Annotated in this window: 21 protein-coding genes and 3 pseudogenes; 13 read left to right on the forward strand and 11 right to left on the reverse strand. The window is 47.5% G+C overall.

Annotated elements, in window-relative coordinates; genetic code table 11:
• Window positions 1–203: 203 nt before the first annotated feature.
• Both J07HQW2_RS14490 and J07HQW2_RS14495 read left to right on the forward strand, forming a co-directional pair.
• Window positions 204–1,157, forward strand: coding sequence for an SDR family NAD(P)-dependent oxidoreductase (locus J07HQW2_RS14490; protein ID WP_021056347.1), 954 nt, complete (start codon window positions 204–206; stop codon window positions 1,155–1,157).
• A 118-nt stretch (window positions 1,158–1,275) separates the two neighbouring features.
• A complete protein-coding gene (locus J07HQW2_RS14495; RefSeq protein WP_021056348.1) occupies window positions 1,276–2,508 on the forward strand; it encodes a carboxypeptidase-like regulatory domain-containing protein in 1,233 nt (410 codons plus the stop codon).
• A gap of 323 nt (window positions 2,509–2,831) precedes the next feature.
• On the opposite strand, the gene J07HQW2_RS19020 is transcribed toward J07HQW2_RS14495, so the two are convergent.
• The 3 genes from J07HQW2_RS19020 to J07HQW2_RS14505 form a co-directional block, all read right to left on the reverse strand.
• The gene (locus tag J07HQW2_RS19020; protein WP_021056349.1) at window positions 2,832–2,996 is read right to left on the reverse strand and encodes a zinc ribbon domain-containing protein; all 165 of its coding nucleotides are present in this window, start codon (window positions 2,994–2,996) and stop codon (window positions 2,832–2,834) included.
• The gene (locus tag J07HQW2_RS19025) at window positions 2,993–3,313 is read right to left on the reverse strand and encodes a hypothetical protein (protein WP_303704202.1); all 321 of its coding nucleotides are present in this window, start codon (window positions 3,311–3,313) and stop codon (window positions 2,993–2,995) included. The genes J07HQW2_RS19020 and J07HQW2_RS19025 overlap by 4 nt, the downstream gene beginning before the upstream one ends.
• An 864-nt stretch (window positions 3,314–4,177) precedes the next feature.
• Window positions 4,178–5,860 carry a choice-of-anchor I family protein gene (locus J07HQW2_RS14505; RefSeq protein ID WP_021056351.1) on the reverse strand — a complete coding sequence of 561 codons (1,683 nt, stop codon included), beginning with the start codon at window positions 5,858–5,860 and terminating at the stop codon, window positions 4,178–4,180.
• A 636-nt stretch (window positions 5,861–6,496) separates the two neighbouring features.
• Here J07HQW2_RS14505 and J07HQW2_RS14510 point away from each other — a divergent pair.
• Window positions 6,497–6,715 carry a hypothetical protein gene (locus J07HQW2_RS14510; protein ID WP_048075323.1) on the forward strand — a complete coding sequence of 73 codons (219 nt, stop codon included), beginning with the start codon at window positions 6,497–6,499 and terminating at the stop codon, window positions 6,713–6,715.
• A gap of 27 nt (window positions 6,716–6,742) precedes the next feature.
• Window positions 6,743–7,698 (forward strand): annotated as a pseudogene (locus tag J07HQW2_RS20110) (transposase); the annotation flags it as partial.
• A gap of 395 nt (window positions 7,699–8,093) precedes the next feature.
• On the opposite strand, the gene J07HQW2_RS14520 reads toward J07HQW2_RS20110, so the two are convergent.
• Window positions 8,094–8,681, reverse strand: coding sequence for a hypothetical protein (locus J07HQW2_RS14520; RefSeq protein ID WP_021056354.1), 588 nt, complete (start codon window positions 8,679–8,681; stop codon window positions 8,094–8,096).
• 553 nt (window positions 8,682–9,234) lie between these two features.
• Between J07HQW2_RS14520 and J07HQW2_RS14525 the strand changes: the two genes are divergently transcribed.
• The 3 genes and pseudogenes from J07HQW2_RS14525 to J07HQW2_RS20120 all read left to right on the forward strand — a co-directional run.
• Window positions 9,235–9,591 carry a UPF0175 family protein gene (locus tag J07HQW2_RS14525; RefSeq protein ID WP_021056355.1) on the forward strand — a complete coding sequence of 119 codons (357 nt, stop codon included), beginning with the start codon at window positions 9,235–9,237 and terminating at the stop codon, window positions 9,589–9,591.
• Window positions 9,588–10,089, forward strand: a pseudogene (locus J07HQW2_RS20115) (twitching motility protein PilT). Before J07HQW2_RS14525 ends, J07HQW2_RS20115 begins: the two are co-directional and overlap by 4 nt.
• A gap of 144 nt (window positions 10,090–10,233) precedes the next feature.
• Window positions 10,234–10,616, forward strand: a pseudogene (locus J07HQW2_RS20120) (hypothetical protein); the annotation flags it as partial.
• Window positions 10,617–10,835: 219 nt separating this feature from the next.
• Here the strand turns inward: J07HQW2_RS20120 and J07HQW2_RS14540 are convergent.
• From J07HQW2_RS14540 to J07HQW2_RS14550, 3 genes are all read right to left on the reverse strand, one after another.
• A complete protein-coding gene (locus tag J07HQW2_RS14540; protein WP_021056359.1) occupies window positions 10,836–11,309 on the reverse strand; it encodes a hypothetical protein in 474 nt (157 codons plus the stop codon).
• Between the two features lie 118 nt (window positions 11,310–11,427).
• A complete protein-coding gene (locus J07HQW2_RS14545) occupies window positions 11,428–11,847 on the reverse strand; it encodes a hypothetical protein (protein ID WP_021056360.1) in 420 nt (139 codons plus the stop codon).
• 44 nt (window positions 11,848–11,891) lie between these two features.
• Window positions 11,892–12,266, reverse strand: a complete 375-nt coding sequence (locus tag J07HQW2_RS14550) for a hypothetical protein (RefSeq protein WP_021056361.1) — start codon at window positions 12,264–12,266, stop codon at window positions 11,892–11,894.
• Between the two features lie 236 nt (window positions 12,267–12,502).
• On the opposite strand from J07HQW2_RS14550, the gene J07HQW2_RS19650 reads away from it, so the two are divergent.
• A complete protein-coding gene (locus J07HQW2_RS19650; protein ID WP_021056362.1) occupies window positions 12,503–13,054 on the forward strand; it encodes a rubrerythrin-like domain-containing protein in 552 nt (183 codons plus the stop codon).
• Here J07HQW2_RS19650 and J07HQW2_RS14560 read toward each other — a convergent pair.
• On the reverse strand, window positions 13,044–13,325 hold the full coding sequence (locus tag J07HQW2_RS14560) for a hypothetical protein (protein WP_021056363.1): 282 nt from the start codon (window positions 13,323–13,325) through the stop codon (window positions 13,044–13,046). The genes J07HQW2_RS19650 and J07HQW2_RS14560 overlap by 11 nt on opposite strands.
• Before the next feature lie 1,232 nt (window positions 13,326–14,557).
• On the opposite strand from J07HQW2_RS14560, the gene J07HQW2_RS14565 reads away from it, so the two are divergent.
• The 5 genes from J07HQW2_RS14565 to msrA all read left to right on the forward strand — a co-directional run bounded on the left by J07HQW2_RS14565 (window position 14,558) and on the right by msrA (window position 18,418).
• A complete protein-coding gene (locus tag J07HQW2_RS14565) occupies window positions 14,558–14,797 on the forward strand; it encodes a DUF7120 family protein (RefSeq protein ID WP_021056365.1) in 240 nt (79 codons plus the stop codon).
• Between the two features lie 324 nt (window positions 14,798–15,121).
• Window positions 15,122–15,919: an SDR family oxidoreductase gene (locus J07HQW2_RS14570; protein ID WP_021056366.1), complete on the forward strand. Its 798-nt coding sequence runs from the start codon at window positions 15,122–15,124 to the stop codon at window positions 15,917–15,919.
• Window positions 15,920–16,048: 129 nt separating this feature from the next.
• The gene (locus J07HQW2_RS14575; RefSeq protein ID WP_021056367.1) at window positions 16,049–17,203 is read left to right on the forward strand and encodes an MFS transporter; all 1,155 of its coding nucleotides are present in this window, start codon (window positions 16,049–16,051) and stop codon (window positions 17,201–17,203) included.
• A gap of 117 nt (window positions 17,204–17,320) precedes the next feature.
• A complete protein-coding gene (locus J07HQW2_RS14580; protein ID WP_021056368.1) occupies window positions 17,321–17,803 on the forward strand; it encodes a dihydrofolate reductase in 483 nt (160 codons plus the stop codon).
• Window positions 17,804–17,890: 87 nt separating this feature from the next.
• Window positions 17,891–18,418, forward strand: a complete 528-nt coding sequence (gene msrA, locus J07HQW2_RS14585) for a peptide-methionine (S)-S-oxide reductase MsrA (protein ID WP_021056369.1) — start codon at window positions 17,891–17,893, stop codon at window positions 18,416–18,418.
• Here msrA and J07HQW2_RS19070 read toward each other — a convergent pair.
• The 3 genes from J07HQW2_RS19070 to proB all read right to left on the reverse strand — a co-directional run bounded on the left by J07HQW2_RS19070 (window position 18,319) and on the right by proB (window position 21,239).
• On the reverse strand, window positions 18,319–18,837 hold the full coding sequence (locus tag J07HQW2_RS19070; protein ID WP_303704210.1) for a hypothetical protein: 519 nt from the start codon (window positions 18,835–18,837) through the stop codon (window positions 18,319–18,321). The genes msrA and J07HQW2_RS19070 overlap by 100 nt on opposite strands.
• A gap of 60 nt (window positions 18,838–18,897) precedes the next feature.
• Window positions 18,898–20,301: a glutamate-5-semialdehyde dehydrogenase gene (locus J07HQW2_RS14590; RefSeq protein ID WP_021056371.1), complete on the reverse strand. Its 1,404-nt coding sequence runs from the start codon at window positions 20,299–20,301 to the stop codon at window positions 18,898–18,900.
• Between the two features lie 98 nt (window positions 20,302–20,399).
• Window positions 20,400–21,239: a glutamate 5-kinase gene (proB, locus tag J07HQW2_RS14595; protein WP_048075720.1), complete on the reverse strand. Its 840-nt coding sequence runs from the start codon at window positions 21,237–21,239 to the stop codon at window positions 20,400–20,402.
• Window positions 21,240–21,282 lie beyond the last annotated feature (43 nt).

Below are 21,282 nucleotides of genomic sequence, written 5' to 3' on the forward strand. Positions count from 1 at the left end.
ATTCCTCTATCGAAATATCTAATTAAAATAATATAATATGTTTTTATATACGCTAGAAAAAGAAGATTTAGGTTCATGTAGAAAGATTCAATTATGGATACGTCCATAATCACCAATTATTTATTTGATATTAAACGCAGGATAAATCGAGCAGAATCAGACTCCCAACAACTGATAATCCGTTCCAGTACCAAGATACGTATATGAGTTCTACACCAGAACAACTTGCGGGAGTTGCAGATATTGATTGTACTGGAATGCAAGCGCTTGTCACTGGGTCAACAAGCGGGATTGGTCGGGCAACCGCAATTGCGCTTGGTCGTCTTGGTGCTGACGTTATTGTGCATGGGCGTGATGCGGCTGCTGGTGCTGATGTCGTTGACACGGTGACTGCATATGGTGCGGACGCACAGTTCATTGCTGCTGATTTCGCTGATGTCAATGCAGTCCGTGAACTCGCGACAACTGTTCGATCGGCAACAGACGGAATTGATTTATTATTTAATAATGCCGGCGGTGTTTTCCGCGACGGACGACTTACCGATTGCAACATTGAGTATACGTTTCATATTAATCATATTGCACCATATCTACTCACTATAGAGCTCCTTGATCATCTCAAAACTGACGCTCGGATCGTAACGACCGCATCAGCAGCACACCAAGGGGCATCTTTAGATATTGGTCGAACTCGAAGCGTTGATGATCACAGTGCGTTCTGGGCGTATAATCACTCAAAATTGGCAAATATACTGTTCACGACAGAGTTAGCTAAGCGACTTGACGCAAGCGAACACACAGCCACTACAGTGTGTGTTCACCCTGGCGCGATTCCTGGGAGCGGATTCACACGATTCCTTCCCGGACCATTGCCACGAATTGTACAGTCACTTGAGGCACTTCCAGGGGTAACAAGTGTCAACGACGGTGCTGCTGAGTTATTATTCGCGGGAATATCGCCACAAGCGACTGATTACTCAGGACAGTATTTCGCAAGTCAACAACTGAAAGAACCATCCTCGGACGCGCAAGATGATGCAGCTGCACGACGACTATGGAAAGAAAGTGCGGATATACTTGATATCGCCCAGCCACTCGATAATCTAAGTGATAATCAAGAATACAGCCCAGGAGTCGATATTAATGTCACCGAATAAGATGAGATAATCTAACCCTGACCTATTGGTACCGAGATAGAAGTCAATACATTGTAAAAAAGAATGTGACTCGGCAAGAGAGAGTTACAGCTATGTAGTGGCTACATCTGTATCGAACATGAACGTCAAACGACTCCAATTAGTAGTGGTGGTTATTCTGATTATCCTCGCTGCTGTTCCTCCTGCGGTAGCACAGGAGAATAATCTCACAACAATCACAGTAGAGACTGTTGATGAGGAAGGTGAGTCAATCCAAGGTGTCACCGTTACAGCAGAATGGGGAGCGGATTCAGTCTCAGCGGACACAGCGAGCAATGGAGTTGTTTTACTTGACGTTCCAAGAGGCGAAGAAATTGAGATTACTATTGCACATCCTGATTATGTCCGGAACTTCCCATATGTAATTGATAGTGCAGATGAACAACGCATTGAGTTAGATATGTCTGAACGGTCTTCTTTGAGCGTTGGTGTCGACACAAACAGTGGTCCCATTGCAGATGCTCGGGTTAGCTTAACAATGGGAGATCGAACTGTCGCAAGCGGGAACACATCACAGGAAGGGGCATTTTCAGTAGAAACGCTTGAAGCCGGTGAGTACAGGTTAACAGTTGAAAAACGCACATATTATACTATCAATCGAACCATCGATGTCGATGGTGAGACGAATATTAATATCAATCTCAACACTGGCGGTGTGACGACTGAATTTGTTATCGTTGATCCACACTTCTCACCCCCGGAGCCAGTTACCGATGCAAAAATAAGTATCTCCGGCGTCGGTGATGTGCAGACACTTGGTGATGGACGTGCTGTAGCGCGTATTCCAATTAACACTGAGGTACCAGTAACGGCGACAAAATCAGCGTACAGAGGTATTAATCGAACACTGATCGTCAATGAAAGTGGGCAGACGAGGACGTATGAGCTTACACGTCGTCAACGCTTGAATATTACAACTGCGAGCGATCGAATTATTGCTGGCGAATCAGTTTCAATTGATGTCACAAACGCGTATGAGGAACCGGTCGCAGGTGTCACCATCACACGCAATACCGAAGCTGTCGGTCAGACTGATGCGGATGGTGAATTGACAGTTCCTATCCCGGATGCAGAGTCATACAGGCTAACTGCGAGAAAAGAATCGGTTGAGTCAAGACCAGTTTCAGTTCAGGGTGTGAATGTTGTCGGATCAACTGCGGAGTCAACAACAACCTCTACGCCAACATCATCAGCTCCATCGCTTATCCCTAATATTACGAATACAAGTGCTCTTTTGATAATTGGTGTTATCGCGACAATTTCAACCATTATTGCACTGATTGTTGCCGGCATATTCACTTTCCGTCGTTGATCGCTTTTGACAACGTTTGTTTCGTAGCGGCGTAGTCAGCTTGAGTCAACTACCCCACACCATAGTCGCTCGTTGCACTCACTTTGTTGAGGGTGGGGTGGGGCTGGAGCTTGTCAGTGAACCAACCTGGATAGAACATACAGCATCTTGTTTTGAGTCCAGTGTTCCTGACTTGGGGGCAGCATTGACTGACACTGACACCCCTCCACTCCGACACATCTGGTCAGTGTGGAGTCGTACGTACTTCACGGCAACCGATACTGCAGCATCGTAGTCACGATGCACAGACCGACCACAGGAACCACAGCACAGGCGTTTCTCGATCAGGTTGCTACGGCTATGCTAGTATACCCACACCGAGAACATTCTTGACTGGTATACTCAGACGGAACATTATCAACAAAAATGCCATATTCTGTTGGCTTGTACGAAACTATCTCTACGATGAGTCCAAAAGCCCATTGCTGGATCTTTGTATCGTTGCTCATTGCATTGCATCACGAATCCCACCGAGGTTCTCGAACATGATGTTATCAACGCCTCGCTCAACAGCATGATGTACGAGTTCGGTTGCACGCTTGTACAACCAGTGTTCGCTCCTCTTTGTGATCAACCCGCTGACAGATTGGAGTGTTCGATGAGCTGATCGTGTGCCACACTCTTGCAATCCATCCCGTGTTCTCTCATACTCGTTTTTCCAGTAGCTCAATCGGTCGGCACTACCAATGATGCCTGTGCTGGTGGCGATGAATGGTCCTGTTACGTTGAGGTCTACATCAAGAACCATTCCGCTCTCGGTCTTCAACTGTTCATCCGTAATCCGCTTTTGACACGTAACATTAAGATAGCATTCACCACTGTCTCGTGTTAGCGTGGCGGGTTTCTACTCCCACCCGTCGCTTTCGAGGTACCCATCCTGCGGGTTGTCGTCGTCGTTATGTAGTTCCAAGCTGGGATACACTCAACCTTTGACCGTAGCCGGAGAAGCAACTCTGTTCATTCTTTTCGATAAAGGAGAAAAGTTCGACTCCCGTAATTAACCACTGGAGACTAATATTCTGGCTTGGATGGATTCGGTTCTTCTGGATTGTAGAACTGTTCTATCGTAGAGTCCACGGTTTGGACAGCTTGGTCTCTCGCTAACTGTATATGACCTGTCTGTAATTCTGTCTTTGTCTTTGTCTTCTCACATAGGTCATCGTAGACGAGGTCTTCTCAGGTCGCCTTTGTGATTATCTTGTCCTTTGGTTCACTCCCGTGATTCCAAGCTGTGTCGAGTGCGTACTGTTTCGCTTCACGGTATTGCGGACCGGTTTCTCACAGGGCTCGCTTTTGCTCTTCTGTCGTGTCAACCTTGAGCCGTGTAGTCCGCTGCAATTTCATCTCTATATTTGAGTGGTAGTACAACTCTAGTTATTACTTTCCCTGTTATGTCTTGCGATTATACGGGCATTGCGCTGGGTTGTTGAACGGGTGTATCCTCTCCCTGCTCGCTTCTTGTGGTTGCTCCCTGAGGAAAGAATCTTACCCTCATTATGAATAAAAATCAGTATTCGGTTATCTGAGCCTCCTGGTATTGTACCCGCTATGACTCCTCTCTCAGTTCAGTATACGTTGTTCGCTTGTTTCAAAACAGATGAATAATACAATAATATTGGTATGCCTACAGTTACTCTAGAACCGGTTCAATCTCAAATACACCGACTGTTCCACTGAGTTCGAATCCGACACATAACAGTGGTGTATCAGTCGGGCTGTCCTCAACTGGGACGAAATCGAGTCCTTCCGGTGCGAAGTCCCCTGCTTCAGCCGGGGTATCGGTATCTGGATTTGCCTCAGCAGCAGCCTCAAGATCATCTTCAGTTACCGCATAATCTCGATTGGCAACCATTTGGATATACTCTGATCCTCCGGGTGAGCTAACATCGTATACTGCAATTCCACTTCCCACTTCTTGTCCAACAAACGCAAATGTTTGATTACCAATCTCTCCTAATGTGACACTTTCAGTTTCTGGACCGCTTTCGACTGTATTTTGATGTCCTTCTGGATATTTCCGGGCGAACACCTGCTCAAATTTACTTCCGCTGTCGAATACTCGCTCAAGCCCACTGTCAGTGTGATGCCACACTGAGAATGAACGACCACCGATAGCATAAATGTCACTGTATGCACCATCTCCATTTGCATCAGCGAACTCACGCATCGCTGCCTCGTTGACCTCCATGTTTCCGAGATGTGTCGACTGTTTGAGTTCTTCAATGGTGTCGACGTATGCGTTCTCTGAAAGGTCAAAGCCAGCTGGATCTAATGAGAGATTTTTCAGGATGCCAACTTCAAAGTCCTTCGCATCACCCTCATTCGCAGTAACGACAAATGTTTCACCACCAACTTGGTATGTGTCAATCGCGTCTGGCTGATACATTCCCTTGATTGGCCATGACTGTAAACTAATACCATCAGCATCACTCGTGTCAAGCTCGTTCCCGGGTAATGAGAAGTCTTTGAATCCAAGCCCATCGACGCTCGTGATTTCCCCAGACTCAAGATCAATTGTCGCAATAGCGTTGTTTTCTTGAAGCGAAACGAACGCAGTCGTTGAGTCGGGAGTAACAGTTGTATATTCAGGCTCGAATACTGTCGATGCTGACGCAGGTGAATCCCCTGCGGACACGATATGTACACCTTCTGTGCGAAGTTGTGCTTCCTGCCCATCATACTGTTCAAATGTGCTTGTGGTCACGCTAGCATTTTCGACACCGTCAGCAAGGTTGACAACGCTGATAGACCCTGCAGGATCTACTTCGCCAGGCTCACCCTCGTTGGCGACAACGGCGTAGTTACCATCGGGGCTGAATGTTACCTTATCGGGGAGTGGACCAACTTCAACTGCGGTAACGAGTTCAAGTGAGGCAGGATCATAAAATGCGATCGCACCATTGTCTGTTGCTGGGTCGGCTTCGATAGCTGCAGCGACTAGACTATCACTGACATCAACACTGTTTGTCCCGCCAACCGTGTCGACTGCAAGGTCCGTTGACGCGAGCGCATCACTTGCCTCAAGAACAGCATCTTGATTTGGTGCTGTAGGGTCAGAAAGATTTAATACTTCAACCTGACCAGCGCCTGCGTTGACAGCAAATAATCGAGCTTCTGGTGGATGAAATGCAACGATTTCAGCGCCACCAAGAGCTTCTCCGGTCGCGTATCGACCGATTTGTTGCATATGCACTGATTGCATATCTCTCGCATTCTGATCCGAAAGCTGTGTGAGAATGCCTGAAGGAACCGCGGCTGCTGCGAGAAGTCCCAAACCATTTCGACGGGTTAATTCAAATTCATCAAATCCCATAGCTAGATATTACTGAACAAATATATGATAACTTATATTATCTATATATATCACTCTGTATAACTACGGACAATATGCGGGCACTTAGATTATAACATAATTTTTCAAACATCTTATGATTTCAAGAAAAACATACGATTTCAAAGATAGCATTGATCCTTGCACATTCTGGACGACTCTGATAGTGTGATCAGATACTCTATCATTCCGGCTAGTATGATAGATTTATACACTGGTCATCGTATTTTCTTACATTGATAGCACGGTGGACTGTTTTCGGTAGAATCGTGCCTTTGTAGAGCCATCCTCATGACAAAAATTGATATCAGATGCGTGAGTTGGTGGATTATCTTGAAGTGGCACACATAGGAAATCGTGGCTGGTCATGACTTCATACGAGGACGATGCGGAACGGGAACGCGCGGAGAGCCTGCTCGATCCCTGGGGAGGCGGGGATCTGTACAAGCCAGAAGCAATCGTACGTGTTGCGGAGGGAGTCGATAACGAGGACCTGCTCGTCAAATTCCGCCCCAACAGATCGATGCGTGTGCGCTCTTGTCGGCCGAGGCTCCACGTACGCCCAAGCAACGCTCCATCGAGCAATCGATCGCTGCAGACCCGGAGACGGTTCGTCCGATGCTTCAGTACCTGATCTCAAGGAAGAAAAGGCAAGAAACGGGCGGCAGCGCGTACGAGATGTACACGAACAAGGAGCGTGCAGACGCGGAGGTGTCGCTCTCAACGGAAGGTGAGGAGATAGCGGTTGTCGTCCAGGTCAAGGGACACCCACCCGTCATCGATCAGCTAATGACCTATCTGGAAGCGGAACTTGACGAGCTCGAGGCGAGTCGCTGATGCTCTCACAGGTCTTGGCTGTCGTGATTACGGATATATCTCGGACTTTGAGAGCGACTGGTCACAAATGAAGGAGCTCGCAGTCTCGTCTACGAATCGACTCGGATCGGACACAACCGCGGCACGCCTATAATAAATAGATTTGCAATCTCTCAATCACGGAAATTCGCGAAATGTACCGACAGGCCACTAAGAGGTTCCTGAACGAAGTCGTGGAGACGGAGCAACTCTTTCGAGTTGACATCAACATTGCCGAGACTGATCCCTTCATCGGCGACAGAACCGGCGAAGATGAAATTATTGGCACGAAAGAGCAGACCGACGAGTGCGCTTATCAGTGGGTCACCGCCCAATTAGTCGGCAATGTAGTACCGATTGTGCCGGACGAACGGCCAGTTCGGAAGGATGAGTCCCGCGTATAAATCGCCGAGGACTTGTTGGATTCGGCTGAGGAACTCGTCCACGTCAATAACGTCCTGATGGACCGCGAACTTGATAGTCAGTACTTTCTGGAGATGGTTAGCCAGTGTGGGCTTCCATACGTTGTGCTCAAGCAGATGGAGACCAGCAAGCAAGCGCAGGTCAAACGGTTACTCCAGCGCGGTCAGGATCGCACGAGACTGATCGGAAACTCCACCTCGCGAAAAGCGAATAGTGCGAGACAACGCTGATCTACTGTCGGAACGAGGACTCCGGGCACGACGATCGCCAGCAGCACCCGGAGCGGATTTCTCACTGAGTACGGGTATCGGTGGGAGATCGGGAGTGACTATCGCTCGATCAAGCGGTTCATGACTGCGACAACGTCGAAGCACTTCGGGCTGCGGTTCTTCTACTTCGCGTTCGTCTGTCTGCTGTACTCGATTTGGCGAGCAGTTGATTTACTTGTCTAGGTCAAGGTGACCGGAGAGCACGAGCACACGCCAGTCGTAACAGCCAACAACACGCTAACGCTGCCGAAGAAGGAGACTGGACTTGGATAGTGAAGAGATTCCCTCCGTGATAGCGTGTCGCCTGAGTGGCTACGCTGTCGAAAGTCACTGAATTCGCGCATATGTCTGGGAATCCAATAGGATTGGTCGTTGGAGAGTAATCTGAGTCGATCTCTGATCACTGGATTAGTCAAAACCACGCATCACAGCCTGCTTATACCCTCTGTGGTCTCAACTTCCAAAATAAGGAATTCTATATAGCGTTATTTGATTTATACTATAATTTTAGCTGTGATCTCACTTGCGTAGCTGTATATGCTATGTCTGATCAAGACGTGGTACACTGACTATGTGACCTCTGAGAGATACCCCCAGATCTCGGTTCTGAATTGGATTAATGAGTCGCTAAAGGTCGTCACATCAGCATCTGTTCTCTCTAAAGAGAATTATGTCAGTGTCGCCACCATCATCAAAGCCGTTGAGAGGGTAAGCCAGAGAATAGTTATCATCTGAACATCAACCTCATCGAAGAATCGTTCAATCAGACGCACATTTGTGCGATGAATCGCCCATAGTAGTGATAATGAAAGAGAGTGAATGGAAATGACTGTCCCAAGAACCCCACCATTCGCACTAACATCTGAAGGTGTCCATGAAACAGCAGATGCATGTTGGGACTGATTAGATACACCTGTATTGACCGGCATATTATCCTCAGTGATTGTGGATGAACTCACCGTATCCGTATCCGATACTTGATATTGGTCTTTAGTACTATCAGGACTGTGCGACTCCTCTTGAGCATTCAGCTGATCTTGTTCAAACTCATCGAATAATGAGTCAGCACAGTGTGAACAAAGAGAATCATCACTTAGACTTGTCGATACTGTAACTAATTGATGAGGTGCAAACTCCTGTTCACAAAGTGCACAGTGATATGTTCTCTCTGTTGGTGATGATTGAGTGTGTGCTTGCTTTCGTGACTCTGTGTCTTCTTCGAGAGTTGATTCTAGATTCATATGTTGATTACTCATTAGATTGGGTGCGTGTGCTGTGTGAATGAAATATGTGTTCAAAGTATGGTAGTAAGCGATTGCTGGAGATCACCACTATAGAAGCGTATCCGTGTGGTCTCGTAAACCGTCAGCTCACGACGGATATCTATCAATGACCGCATCCTCAACAAATGATACTTTGACCCTATATCATTGAATACTCACCCGCAATATTACGGAAATATACTCATGAAAGCACATACCGACATATTCGGTGCATACATCGTTTTGTAATGATGTCTTAGAAGAGGCTACGTGTAGAACCGTTATGCCCGGTAATAGGACTTGATCTGAACGGCTTCAATGTTTTAGAGATGAGATTGGTTCTTGACGTCCTCCCCATCGTGAAGGGCGCGGTGTTGTACTCTTGCATTTTTGATAATCAGTTCGTTGTGTCTGATGGGAATGTCTTAGATAAACCGTATATCGCGATATAGATTTCTTCCTATCAGTAGTTGAGACTACTCTTCTCGATCCATACGCCACTCTGGTGCAGTTCATACATAGTATGAAAACGTAGTTGGATAGACAAATGGCTCGAATCACTGGCTCCTATCCGGATGACCTCAATCTACTCATCGAGGCTGGCGTGTTCGGAGGCAAGAGCAATGCGTTGCACGAGTTCGTCCGTGAATACTTCGCGGACCACGAAAATGAGCGCATTGCGGCTGCAGTTGCGCTCTACGAACGCGAACGAATCACACTCGGTGATGCTGCGCGAGTTGCCGATGTCGATCGCTGGACGATGCGTGATCTCCTCCGTGAGCACGGCGTCGAACTCCGGTTCGGACTCGTTGATGAAGATGACGCAGCCTCCGAGGTAGAGGCAGCGAGCGGACTCGAATTTGAGGATGAGAACTCGGAGACTGAGGAATCGCCTGCAAAATGACAGACGATGACATTCCAGCGAATCCGAGTGTCCTGAACACGATTGTCCTCTCGAATTTTGCGTACATCGACCGATTGTGGGTTGGTTGCAGGACTGTCCGGAACCTGTACAGTGCCGGTCGTTCGCGAGGAACTCGAACACGGCGTTGCTGATCATTCGTATCTCCAGACAGCACTCGATACACTCAACGATGAGATTCCAGTCGCGACGATTTCGGACACAGTCGCAAACAGAAAGACTGTTGTCAGTAACCATCTCGATCCCGGTGAAGCACGGGCGTTCGCCCTCGCAGACGCACAGTCGATCGCTGACCGATGATGGGGATGCCCGGTCATTTGCGAGAGAACAGGGCGTGACCGTTGCCGGGTCGGTCGGCGTGCTCCTCGCGGCGATCAATGCTGGGAAGATTACTAACCAGACCGCTGACGGATGGCTCTCAACGGGGATTGATGAGATCGGCTACTACATGCCTATCGAGATATCGCAGCGTATCGATGATTGATTGACTGCGTAGACTCACCTATGACGAGTATTGAGAATCGATAATCTCACGCTTTTTGCCACGGGAATGGAGAGGCAAGGATGACCGCGTACCGCTTCCGGATCAAATTCACCCTCGATCCGACATCGCTGTGACGGGACATTGTTGTCGGTGCTGACAGAACGATTGCTGAATTCCAGTCCCGCGATCAACCCTGCAGTCGGTCTCAACCAGAGTCATCTCTGGTTCATCGGGGACGACGAGGATTACTTGGATAGCGAGGTCAAGTATCAGTGCCCACAGGAATACGAGCAACTGAGTGGTGGTCCGGAACTTCGAGCTGAGCGACTGGAGAATGCTGGCGAGGTGACGCTTGGTGAGATGGCTCAACAGTGAGCCTCCAACAGTACGACCGCATCCTTACCTCTACGACTACGGTGACAAGTGGCGCTTCTGCGCTCTCTTGAAGAATGTTCTCGACGACGAACCAAGCGATACGGAATCAGCAGTTGTGAATACCGAGGGAGAATCGATCGATCAGTATGGCTCATCGAGAGAGCGGCGTCTGAGTGGCTACACTACCCGAAATCTCGGAAACGCTCCGAATTTGTTGACAACAGAACAAGAATACCCGTTTGGAGAGCAATCTGAAGCAGGTTCCGCTCGTCGATTCGGTCGAAACCACGTATCGCGCCCGCGAAACCCCTTGTAGTCTCAACTTCCACTTCCTATCGCGATATACAGATAACACCACTGCACTATGTCACGATAATAACAGCGAGACTCCACCAATCAATGGCACAAGCACCCCAAGATATCCCCCTGCGGCAAGTGCCCAATCACGACGAATTGTATTCACACGTGATGCTGAGACACGCGATTGTGGCAGAACAACAATGATAAAGAATCCAATCATGAGGGTATATAGAACAATCGCGGAAACAGCAACCGATAATGCTGTATCACTGAGAAGTGCTTCAATAGTAAAAATAAGCCATACGAATAGTGGACCGGTTAGTATAGCAGCAAGATAATGCACAGTTGTTGCGAGTCGACTGGGAGCATCCTCAGGTCGTAACATCGTCAACACACCAGCGGCGACCTGCGGTGGTGTGTTCCCCTCAGGAAGCTCTGTCATGATATAATTCATTACAATCGTTGCAACAGCGGCTGCAACAATACCGAGAACAAATCGGAGCGAAACAGCGAGTTCAGTTATCAGTGGAATATTATTCATATCAAGATTCTCACACTGACTGGTGATACCTTTTCGTGCTGTCAGTGATAAAAATACTATCAGGCTGATATAATGACTGTCGAAGTTCTATTGAGACACAATATGATCTTCTTGATAATTATCGAGGTTCAAGACGACCTTCATACCAGTGAATCCCGTCAATCGTGTTAGTGTAGCTGTATGCTGTTGGTGGGTCAATTCCCCAAGATCTAAGTCGTGAATCGATTGCATCAACAATCGTTGTTACAAATGACCCGCGATCACGAAGTATCGACGGTGTGTGAGTATGTACAGTCTCATATCGGCAGTGTACTGTGTCAGTATTTGATCCATGATTCGAGTTAGTATGTCTGTGACGGTCACTATCACTCGCATCTCTAGACACCTCCGTAATTGGCACCGACACGTCTCTCATCGGTCTGATTTTAATTGAAAGGTCTTCTCGAAGCTTCTCATCAACCTGTTTTGGATTTCCGAAGAGACGTGACCTCCCAAATGTATCAATTGCTTCGACAGCAGTGTCAGGGACGTGATTCATGAAGATGAAATTGTACCCCTATTCAAAAGTACTATTATGACCGCTTAATTCAATTCAGCTACTGTTCCGGAGTCAGGGTGATCTGTTGATATCGTCTCAGAGTGACTGGCTGAGTCTTCGGTAATCAAATCTGACACACGACGTAGTTCAGCTGTCACACCATCTACGGCAGCATCAACTGACTCATAGTATCGCGTTTCACCACTGCTGCACCCACGCTTCGGATCAACGCGAACTGCATCGGAGCCAAGTAAATCAGGGCGGATACTCAGTTTTGCAACTGCACAGACACCGTCATCTCCTGCATATCGATACTCAATAATCCCGCCAGTCGCATCACTTCGCTGCCATCCAGTTGGCGCATCTGGAAGCTCATCACTCAGTGTTGATGGGTCAGCGGCGGCGTTGTTTGGACGCATATATATAGAACATATAATCGGTGCATCTACAAGGGTCTTTGGCGCCCGTGGCGCTCTGCTGAAGTACCTCGGGGACAAGCCCTCGACTCCCGACTCCCGACCCCCGACCCCGAGGCACTCGCCTTGATATCTGTAGAACAAGCATAATCCTTGAGTATCGCTACGGCAATCTATGGTAAAATTGAGCTATTAATAATGCAATAATATTCATACATGTAGTGTGAATATATGCATAGATGACAACATCACTCACACAACCAGTCACAGAATTGATGTCAACACCAGTCCAGTCGGTTAGTGGTGATACATCTATTGTTAATGCTGCAGAGGTGCTGTTGGATGAAGATATCGGCTCCGTTCTTATCGAAGAGCCTGCTGGGATTGTCACAAAGACAGACATTGTTAGTGGCATTCGCACAATACAGAGTCCTGAGGAGACGACAGTTACTGAGGTGATGACACAACCAGTTATTTCTGTTACGTATGATGCGACCGTACAGCAAGCAGTCGATACTATGGAAACTCACGGTGTCAAGAGAGTTGTTGTTGAGCAACATGACGATGGTTCAAAGCGATTTGCTGGTATCATATCCGTGACTGATCTTACTGGTGCACTCTCGGAATCACATGAAACAGTCGTCGGTATGTACGTTGGACTTGCATCAGCGGAGTCACCATATCTGTATGAATGCGTTGAGTGTGGTAATCGTATAACCGCTGATCATCAACCAGAGGCATGTCCGGAATGTGGGGGTCCGACACGAAATCTCAGTGTATCTAGAGACTAATCATCGTATCAATGTTGCTGATATGTGATTTTGCGCGATACCCTCTCGAAGTCACCCTCTCACTGAGGATATCAAATGCACCACTTCCCGGGTGACGATGACAGTGCGCAACAAGTGTTTGATACTCAACTACACCATCATGTGTCCCATTGGTTCCATCACCTCGTCCAATAGTCAATGCAAATCGCGCATCTGAATCAATTCCCTGCTTTCGGATAGCATGAAAGTTATGCCCTCTAGAGACTACCCCTACATCTGCAGTGAGGGTCAAGTGGTCTGCTTGTAACTTGACACGGTTTACTGCTAGTATCTGTCTTCCATCTGCACCTGCAACCGAAGAGCGCCTACCACGATCGGTAAGTATCGCTCATCAACCGCCCGATTGGCGAGCGAATCCAATGACTCTCAGCGGTTACTCTCCGTGTGTCGAGAGGCGGGATGACGGTTTTATAGATATTCGAGGAGAATCCCTGCGGCTTGAGCCGCAGGACGGGACAGGACAAAATGAATCCGACAACCGGGCGACTCTCCAACTCCAACTCCAACTCCAACTCCAACTTCGATGACCACTCTGAGAGTTCTCATCAGTCGTAGTCGTGTTAATTCGTGGGCGACCCTCAAACTACGTAGGAAACAGGCGAGACCAGAATGATTGTGCCGTAGTCCGATGATGGCGGTCAGCCCGCCCCAAGCCAAGCAACCAAGCAGTAATCGAACCCACTCTGGTGAACAGTCGGTTCCGATACTGACCCGATGCAGTGCAGTGCCCTGCCCTGCCCGACTGCTGGCAAGTACAAGCAAGTAACTCCAAGTCTGTCGAAGTCTGCTGGAGTTCCCGAGGCAAACCCAACCAAACCCACCTCTGGAAGCCCATATCTGACCGAAGAGAAGAGAGGAGTACCGGGAGCTTGGCACTCCCAGCGCCAACAGTCCTGTCCCACTACACTACACTCTCCCCGCCACAGTCCGCGAACCCTACATGTACATGCACATGCACACGGATTCTCGCCATGTCAGGGTTCGGTGGGGTGGGGTGGGGTGGGATTGCAACCCTGTAATCTCCAACGCTCACGCTCAGGATTCCTCCGAGTGAACTCGGAGGAGGATGTCAAGACTGATGAACCAAGCGTCGGGGGTGATGATGATGGTGTTCGTGGGTTTGCACAGTTACTGAAAAACTCGCTGCTGATGGCATCAAGGTCACCGTCTCGACACATTATCCAGATTTGGCGGCAACTGTTGGCGAACATTTTCGTGTCCTCAAGGGTGATCATATTGTGCATTCATCAGATTAGCTAAAATCACTCCCACTACGTGAACATGGGATCCGGATTCTGGGAGCTATACTAGGCACATTAGCGCCAAACGAATAGCGTATTATAGAATCGCAGCTCCTGATATCAAAAATCGTCTGGGCATCTGTAATATGTGATTGAATAATGAAAAGTAGAATTGAACTCACTACCCTATCACTCAAGTATCGGGAGAACAATATAACTTGCAATGCCAACTGTTGAAGTGACGCTGCCGGACGAATTATTGACTGAGTTTGAACAGCTAGTCGCAGAAGAATTTGTGACCGAAGAACAAGCAGTTGAGGACCTTCTCACGATGGGGATTGATGCATATAATGTGAATATTGTTGATGATTCACAACCTGGCGATGATATTATTGAAGGTGCGGAGAATAACCTCTTTGACACGGCGACCGATCCCGGTGGAATCGAGGACGACCGACTGTAAGCCTCCCGCTTTCTGAGAGCATCATTTTCGTTGCTAAGCAGTTATACGACAGTTATAGTAACATATGGTTGCACTGTCTGTTCTTCATCAGAAGATAATGCTAGTTACACATTGAAATAATAATATAACGCATCCAAAAATAAAAATTAAATGTAGTAGTATGCTCACTTCGCGTTATCCTATCAATATGATGATACCCAAAATACAATATTTATCAGTTAGTACAAACTAATACTACACTGACTGATTTATATCACTGTTTTTATACAATAAACTGACCACGCAACCATTTTATTGACTCCCTGGTAGGATGGATATAGGTCAATGGATCTTGAACTCACCGATAATGTTGCGCTCGTGACTGCCTCAAGTAGTGGGCTTGGAAAGGCTTCTGGACGCGTTCTTGCATCTGAGGGCGCCAATGTCGTTTTGAACGGACGCGATCAGGATCGACTTGATTCGGCTGTTGAGGAGGTAAGTGAGGCTGCAGCCGATACCGCAAGCGTCGTGGGCCATGCAGGCGACCTCACTGATCCCGATGATGTCGCTGCTCTCGTTGAACGCCCGATTGCAGAATTTGGCGGGCTTGATCATCTTGTGTTATCTGCTGGAGGTCCCCCTTCGAAACCATTTCTCCAAACAACGGATGAGGAGTGGTATGATGCGTTTGATCTGCTTGTCATGAGTGTTGTCCGAGCTGTTCGCGCCGCAGAAGAATATCTCACAGAGAGTGATCATGGAACGATTGTAAACATCACTTCCGCAAGCGTCAAAGAGGCAATTGATGGACTCGTTCTCTCGAATGCAGTTCGAATGAGCGTTATTGGACTTGAAAAAACTCTTTCAAAAGAACTCGCCCCAGATATTCGTGCGAATGCTGTTTTACCAGGCACGCATGAAACACCACGGATTGAGGAATTAGTCGAGCAGGGCGTCGAACGTGGTGATCATGATAGTTATGAAGCTGGGCTCAAAGAGTGGGCAGATGGAATCCCAATTGGTCGAGTTGGTGACCCAATGGAGTTAGGTCGTACCGTTGCATTCCTCTCTTCACCTGTATCGACATATCTTGATGGTGTTGCAATCCCAATTGACGGTGGATCTGGTCAATCAAATCTCTAGTCTGTCGATCCAATTTGCCAAATCATATTATCGAATCAACATGTATATGATGATCATTTTGAACGGAATCATTGATTCAATGATCAACGACACGTGAGTGCGGATGTTCATGACCAGTATGCGACACGCATGCTTGCAACGGTATCGCTTGGATGGGCTGTGTTGCAATTCGGTCGAATGCTACTTTCGCCCTTACTACCGGCTATTATTACAGATTTAGCGATTACAGAGGCGACGGCTGGTATCGTCCTTGCGGCGTTTCAGGTAGTATATGCGGTAACACAGTATCCGAGTGGAGAATTCTCAGATCAATGGACGCGTGCAACACTCATTGTGCCTGCTTTCACTGTACTCGTTGTTGGATTCAGTTTATTTGACGTCGTTGGCGGGCTCGGAATGTTTGTCCTCGCTGCAGTTGTCACTGGAGTCGGCAAGGGACTGTTTTCAATCCCCTCACGAGCACTTCTTTCTGATTTATTTACTACGAACCGTGGTCGTGCACTTGGAATCTATGCGGCTGGAACAGATATCGGCGGCATCGCAGCTGCTGGTGTCGCAACAGTAACTGTAACATATGCATCATGGCGAACACCGTTTCTCCCGGTCGCGATTGTGCTAGGAGTATTGACGATATGCTATATGATTATGAATCGTGAAAGCTACACAATCGAACGGACGACGCTTGATATTGGAGGGACGGTTGGTAGGCTCGTGCAACATCCTCGACAGCGAGAGACGCTCACTGCATTTGCGTTATTTTATTTCATGGTTGGCGGTGTGATTAATTTCTATCCGATATATTTGACACGGACAAAAGATTTCTCAGCAGAGCTTGCAAGTCTCACATTCGCACTCATTTTCATTGTTGGACTTGTGATTAAACCCAGCGCTGGAACGCTTGGCGACCGATTTTCTCGAATCGGAATCGCGATCAGTGGACTACTGATTGCAGCCGTTGCACTCACTGCGGTGACATTTGTTTCTACCCCGATATATATCTGGATTGTCACTTCAGTTCTCGCGATCGGATATAAAACCGGCTTCCCGCTCGCAGATGCAATTATTCTTGACGGGGCTCCAAATGACGACATGGGTGCGGATCTCGGCGCCGCACGCGCCCTTTTTCTTGGTGCAAATGCAGTCGGACCCGCATACGTCGGTATCGTTGCAACGTACGGTAGCTATGAGATTGCATTTGGGGGACTTGCAGTGTGTTTACTCCTCGCCGCAGGGTTGCTCGCTCGACAGCGAATCAAACCACCAACTAAGACTCAATTCGATTGATTATTTTTAATCTGGATTCTATTATGACAACTTATATATCTAATTTCAATCTCCTCGCAGTTTTGAGATGGATTCGCGAGTGTTTTCATACCGCATGCGTGATTGATGATGAGGAAAATGGAATTCACTTCTGTTGCTGCGCTTGCGGATAACCATGTGATTGGTCATCATGGCGATCTTCCATGGGAGAGCCTTCCTGCAGACAAACAGCAGTATCGCGACCGAGTTTCTGGGTCCCCAGTCGTCATAGGTAGACGGACATATGAATCGATGCGAGTGAACCTTCCTGGTTGCCAACAGATTGTTTTATCAAGACAGAAGGAAAATTTTAGTCCTAAAACCGTTACTCATGCGCCAGATATTGACAGCGCCATTGCAATCAGTAGACAAACTGGTGCAGAAACTGTCTATATCCTCGGTGGGGCTGCGATATACAGTTTATTCCAGCCGCATATCGACCGAATGGTGCTTACTCGAGTCCCAGGGGTGTATGAGGGTGATAGCTATTATCCAGAGTGGGATGAGGACGCGTGGACGCTCATATCGACACGAGAATATCCTGGCTTTACCCTTCAAAAATGGACACGTAAAAAAACATAGTCAGTTACCTTCCGGCTAGTTACTTATCAATGAACCCCATATTGTGTTCGCGTCAACTACATTGCTCTCTAGACCTAATTATTGTGTATGAGTGAAACAGCAACTGTTGGCGGTGGCTGCTTTTGGTGCACTGAGGCTGCAATGAAAGAACTTGACAGCGTCAAGACAGTCACCTCAGGCTATGCTGGTGGCGATGTCGCGAATCCAACATACAAACAAGTTTGTTCAGGAACGACAGACCATGCCGAAGTCGTGCAGATTGAGTATGATCCGACAAAAATTGAATACAGTGAATTATTGGAGGTTTTCTTTGCAACGCATGATCCAACGCAACTGAACCGACAGGGTCCAGACGTTGGTACGCAGTATCGATCAATCATCCTCACACACGATGCTGAACAACGAGCAACGGCTGAGGCATATATCGAAGCACTCGGTGATCATTATGATGATGCAGTTGTCACTGAGATCGAATCGCTTGAAAAATTCTGGTCGGCTGAAGAGTATCATCAAGATTATTTCGAGAAGAATCCAGCAGATGCATACTGTCGAATGCATGCACAGCCGAAAGTTGAGAAAGTTCGCGAAACGTTCAGTGAAAAGCTAACGCAATAATACTCGAACTCGAAGACGAAGTCGAAGACGAACACGAAGACGAAGACGAAGACGAAGACGAAGACGAAGACGAAGACGAAGACGAAGACGAAGACGAAGACGAAGACGAAGACGAAGACGAAGACGAAGACGAAGACGAAGACGAAGACGAAGACGAAGACGAAGACGAAGACGAAGACGAAGACGAAGACGAAGACGAAGACGAAGACGAAGACGAAGACGAAGACGAAGACGAAGACGAAGACGAAGACGAAGACGAAGACGAAGACGAAGACGAAGACGAAGACGAAGACGAAGACGAAGACGAAGACGAAGACGAAGACGAAGACGAAGACGAAGACGAAGACGAAGACGAAGACGAAGACGAAGTCGAAGACGAAGTCGAAGACGAAGTCGAAGTTATAGTAATTTCCAGGCAATACATCTCTAACTGCGGAAGATCTGCTTTTTGTTAGTTTAATACCTGGTGATGAGACGGTCTATGTATCATTTGTTGGTGACCATGTCCCATTGAATTCGGTATGATCGAACGACTTCGCGTCCGAACCGGTGTATGCTGCGACTTGTTGACCGTCCCCTTCGAGATGGTATTTATATGTGGTCAATCCGTCGAGTCCAACTGGTCCGCGGGCATGAATCTTCCCGGTACTGATTCCAACCTCTGCACCAAGCCCGAATCGGAATCCATCAGCAAAACGCGTCGAGGCATTGTGAAACACACTTGCAGCATCAACCGCACGCATGAACTGCCCAGCCCGGCTATCATCCTTCGTGATGATTGATTCGGTGTGCTTTGATCCATACATATTGACATGATCAATCGCGTCAGTGAGTGAGTCGACAACTGCGATTGAGAGAATGAGATCACCATACTCTGTTGTCCAATCATCTTCTGTCGCAGCAATAATCTCTGTATCGGTATCTAATTCAGTGGCGACAATTGATTGAGTGCGCTCATCACCACGGAGTTCAACTCCAGCGTCTTGATATTGTTCAATCATTTGAGACAGGAACGATGTCGCAACCGATTCATGAATAACAAGCGTCTCGACGGCGTTACATACGGCAGGATACTGGACTTTCGCATCATATGCAACTGCCGTTGCCATCTCAAGATCAGCCTTAGAGTCAACATATACATGACATACCCCCTCAGTATGACCTAGCACCGGAATACTCGTGTTATCTTGAACGTATTGAACGAACGAGGAACTTCCACGGGGCATAATTAAATCAACGGCATCGTCCATTTCAAGAAGTGTTTGGACATCCTCACGCGCCTCAATCAGTTGTGCCCATCCTGACGGCACTGCCGGCGTTGCTTCGAGAATACACTCATATAATACTTGATTCGACCGTGCGGCTTCGCTTCCACCCTTCAGTATCACGGCATTCCCAGATTTTATACTGAGTGCTGAAATTTGAACCAACGCGTCAGGACGAGATTCAAACACGGTCCCGATGACACCAATAGGGACGGTCACTTTATATAGATCTAAATCGGCATCAAGCTTCCTTGCTGTAAGTGTCTCACCAAGTGGGTCATCTTGCTCGGCAACACTGCGAACCATTTCAGCAATACTTTCAATTTTTGATTCCGACAGCATTAATCGATCAACAAACGCCTGTGTGTACTCTCCGGCTTCAACTTGCTTTTCAGCATCAGCAACATCAGCCGCGTTAGCTTCAAGAATCCGATCTGTATTTGCTTCAATTGTATCTGCGATTGCTGTGAGTGCTTCATTACGACGCGCTGTTGAGAGATTTGAGAGCGCAAGAGCTGCTGCCTGCGCATCGGCTACCTTTTCCTCTGCAGTTTTATCATTATACCGCTGATTGCGTTTCTGTGCTGCCTGAGAGTCTGTCTTACTGGAGTTAGTCATGTATTTGATCGTCTCTGTTAGTATGTTTGATTCTGCGTTGGTTTATGTTATGTATCTATTATTTGTAATATCTATTCAGTTATACTAGATATCGCGTATTAATCTATCTCAGTATTGTTTTGATCATCGACTGGAATGAAAATAGTTCCAACTGAGGTCTCTGTTACAATTTGTTGAAGTACATCAGACTCTGTTGAACGAGCAATGATTGCTGGAATACCATGTTCGCTCACTGCACGAGCACCTCGTACTTTGGTTTGAATACCACCGAATTTACTCTCAGAGCTGGTCTCAATAATTGATTCGACCTCATCGTAATTGGTACCAACAGCATTGATTCGTGTCACATTATCATTCTGTTTTGGATTTCCAGTGTAGACACCGCCAACATCAGTCAGTGTCACAAGAAGATCACTCTCGGTCCCAATTGCAAGCGAGGATGAAAGCATATCATTATCCCCAATGCGAATCTCCTCTGTGGCGACTGCATCATTCTCATTGATGATTGGGATAACATTCCATGAGAGAAGTGTCTCAATCGTATTTTTGAAATTCGTGAATCGTTCCATGTCTTCTAGATCATGATCGGTGATGAGGATTTGTGCGACCGTCAACCCATATCGCTCAAAACTCTCAGTGTATCGCCGCATGAGGTGGCTCTGTCCAATCGTTGACAGTGCCTGTGATTCTTCGACTGTATCATCTGCGGCGTACCCCACTCGTCCTTTCCCGGCACCAATTGCTCCTGAGGAAACAAGGATAACCTCTTTATTACGTTCGACGAGGTCAGCGATATCATCAACGAGTTTGTCTAGCTTTTCGTCGTCAAGATTAGAGGTTGCATCTGTCAGGGAATTTGTCCCGGCTTTGATAATAACACGATCCGCTGTCGCAGCGGCATGACGTGCGTCATCAACTATTGTTTGTGGAACAGACATTTGCGTGGATTTGGAAGTCTGCGATGCAGTCTGCTCCGCTGTC

Origin of the sequence: Haloquadratum walsbyi J07HQW2 (genome assembly GCF_000415985.1) — an archaeon.
In the GTDB taxonomy this organism is placed as follows: domain Archaea; phylum Halobacteriota; class Halobacteria; order Halobacteriales; family Haloferacaceae; genus Haloquadratum; species Haloquadratum walsbyi_B.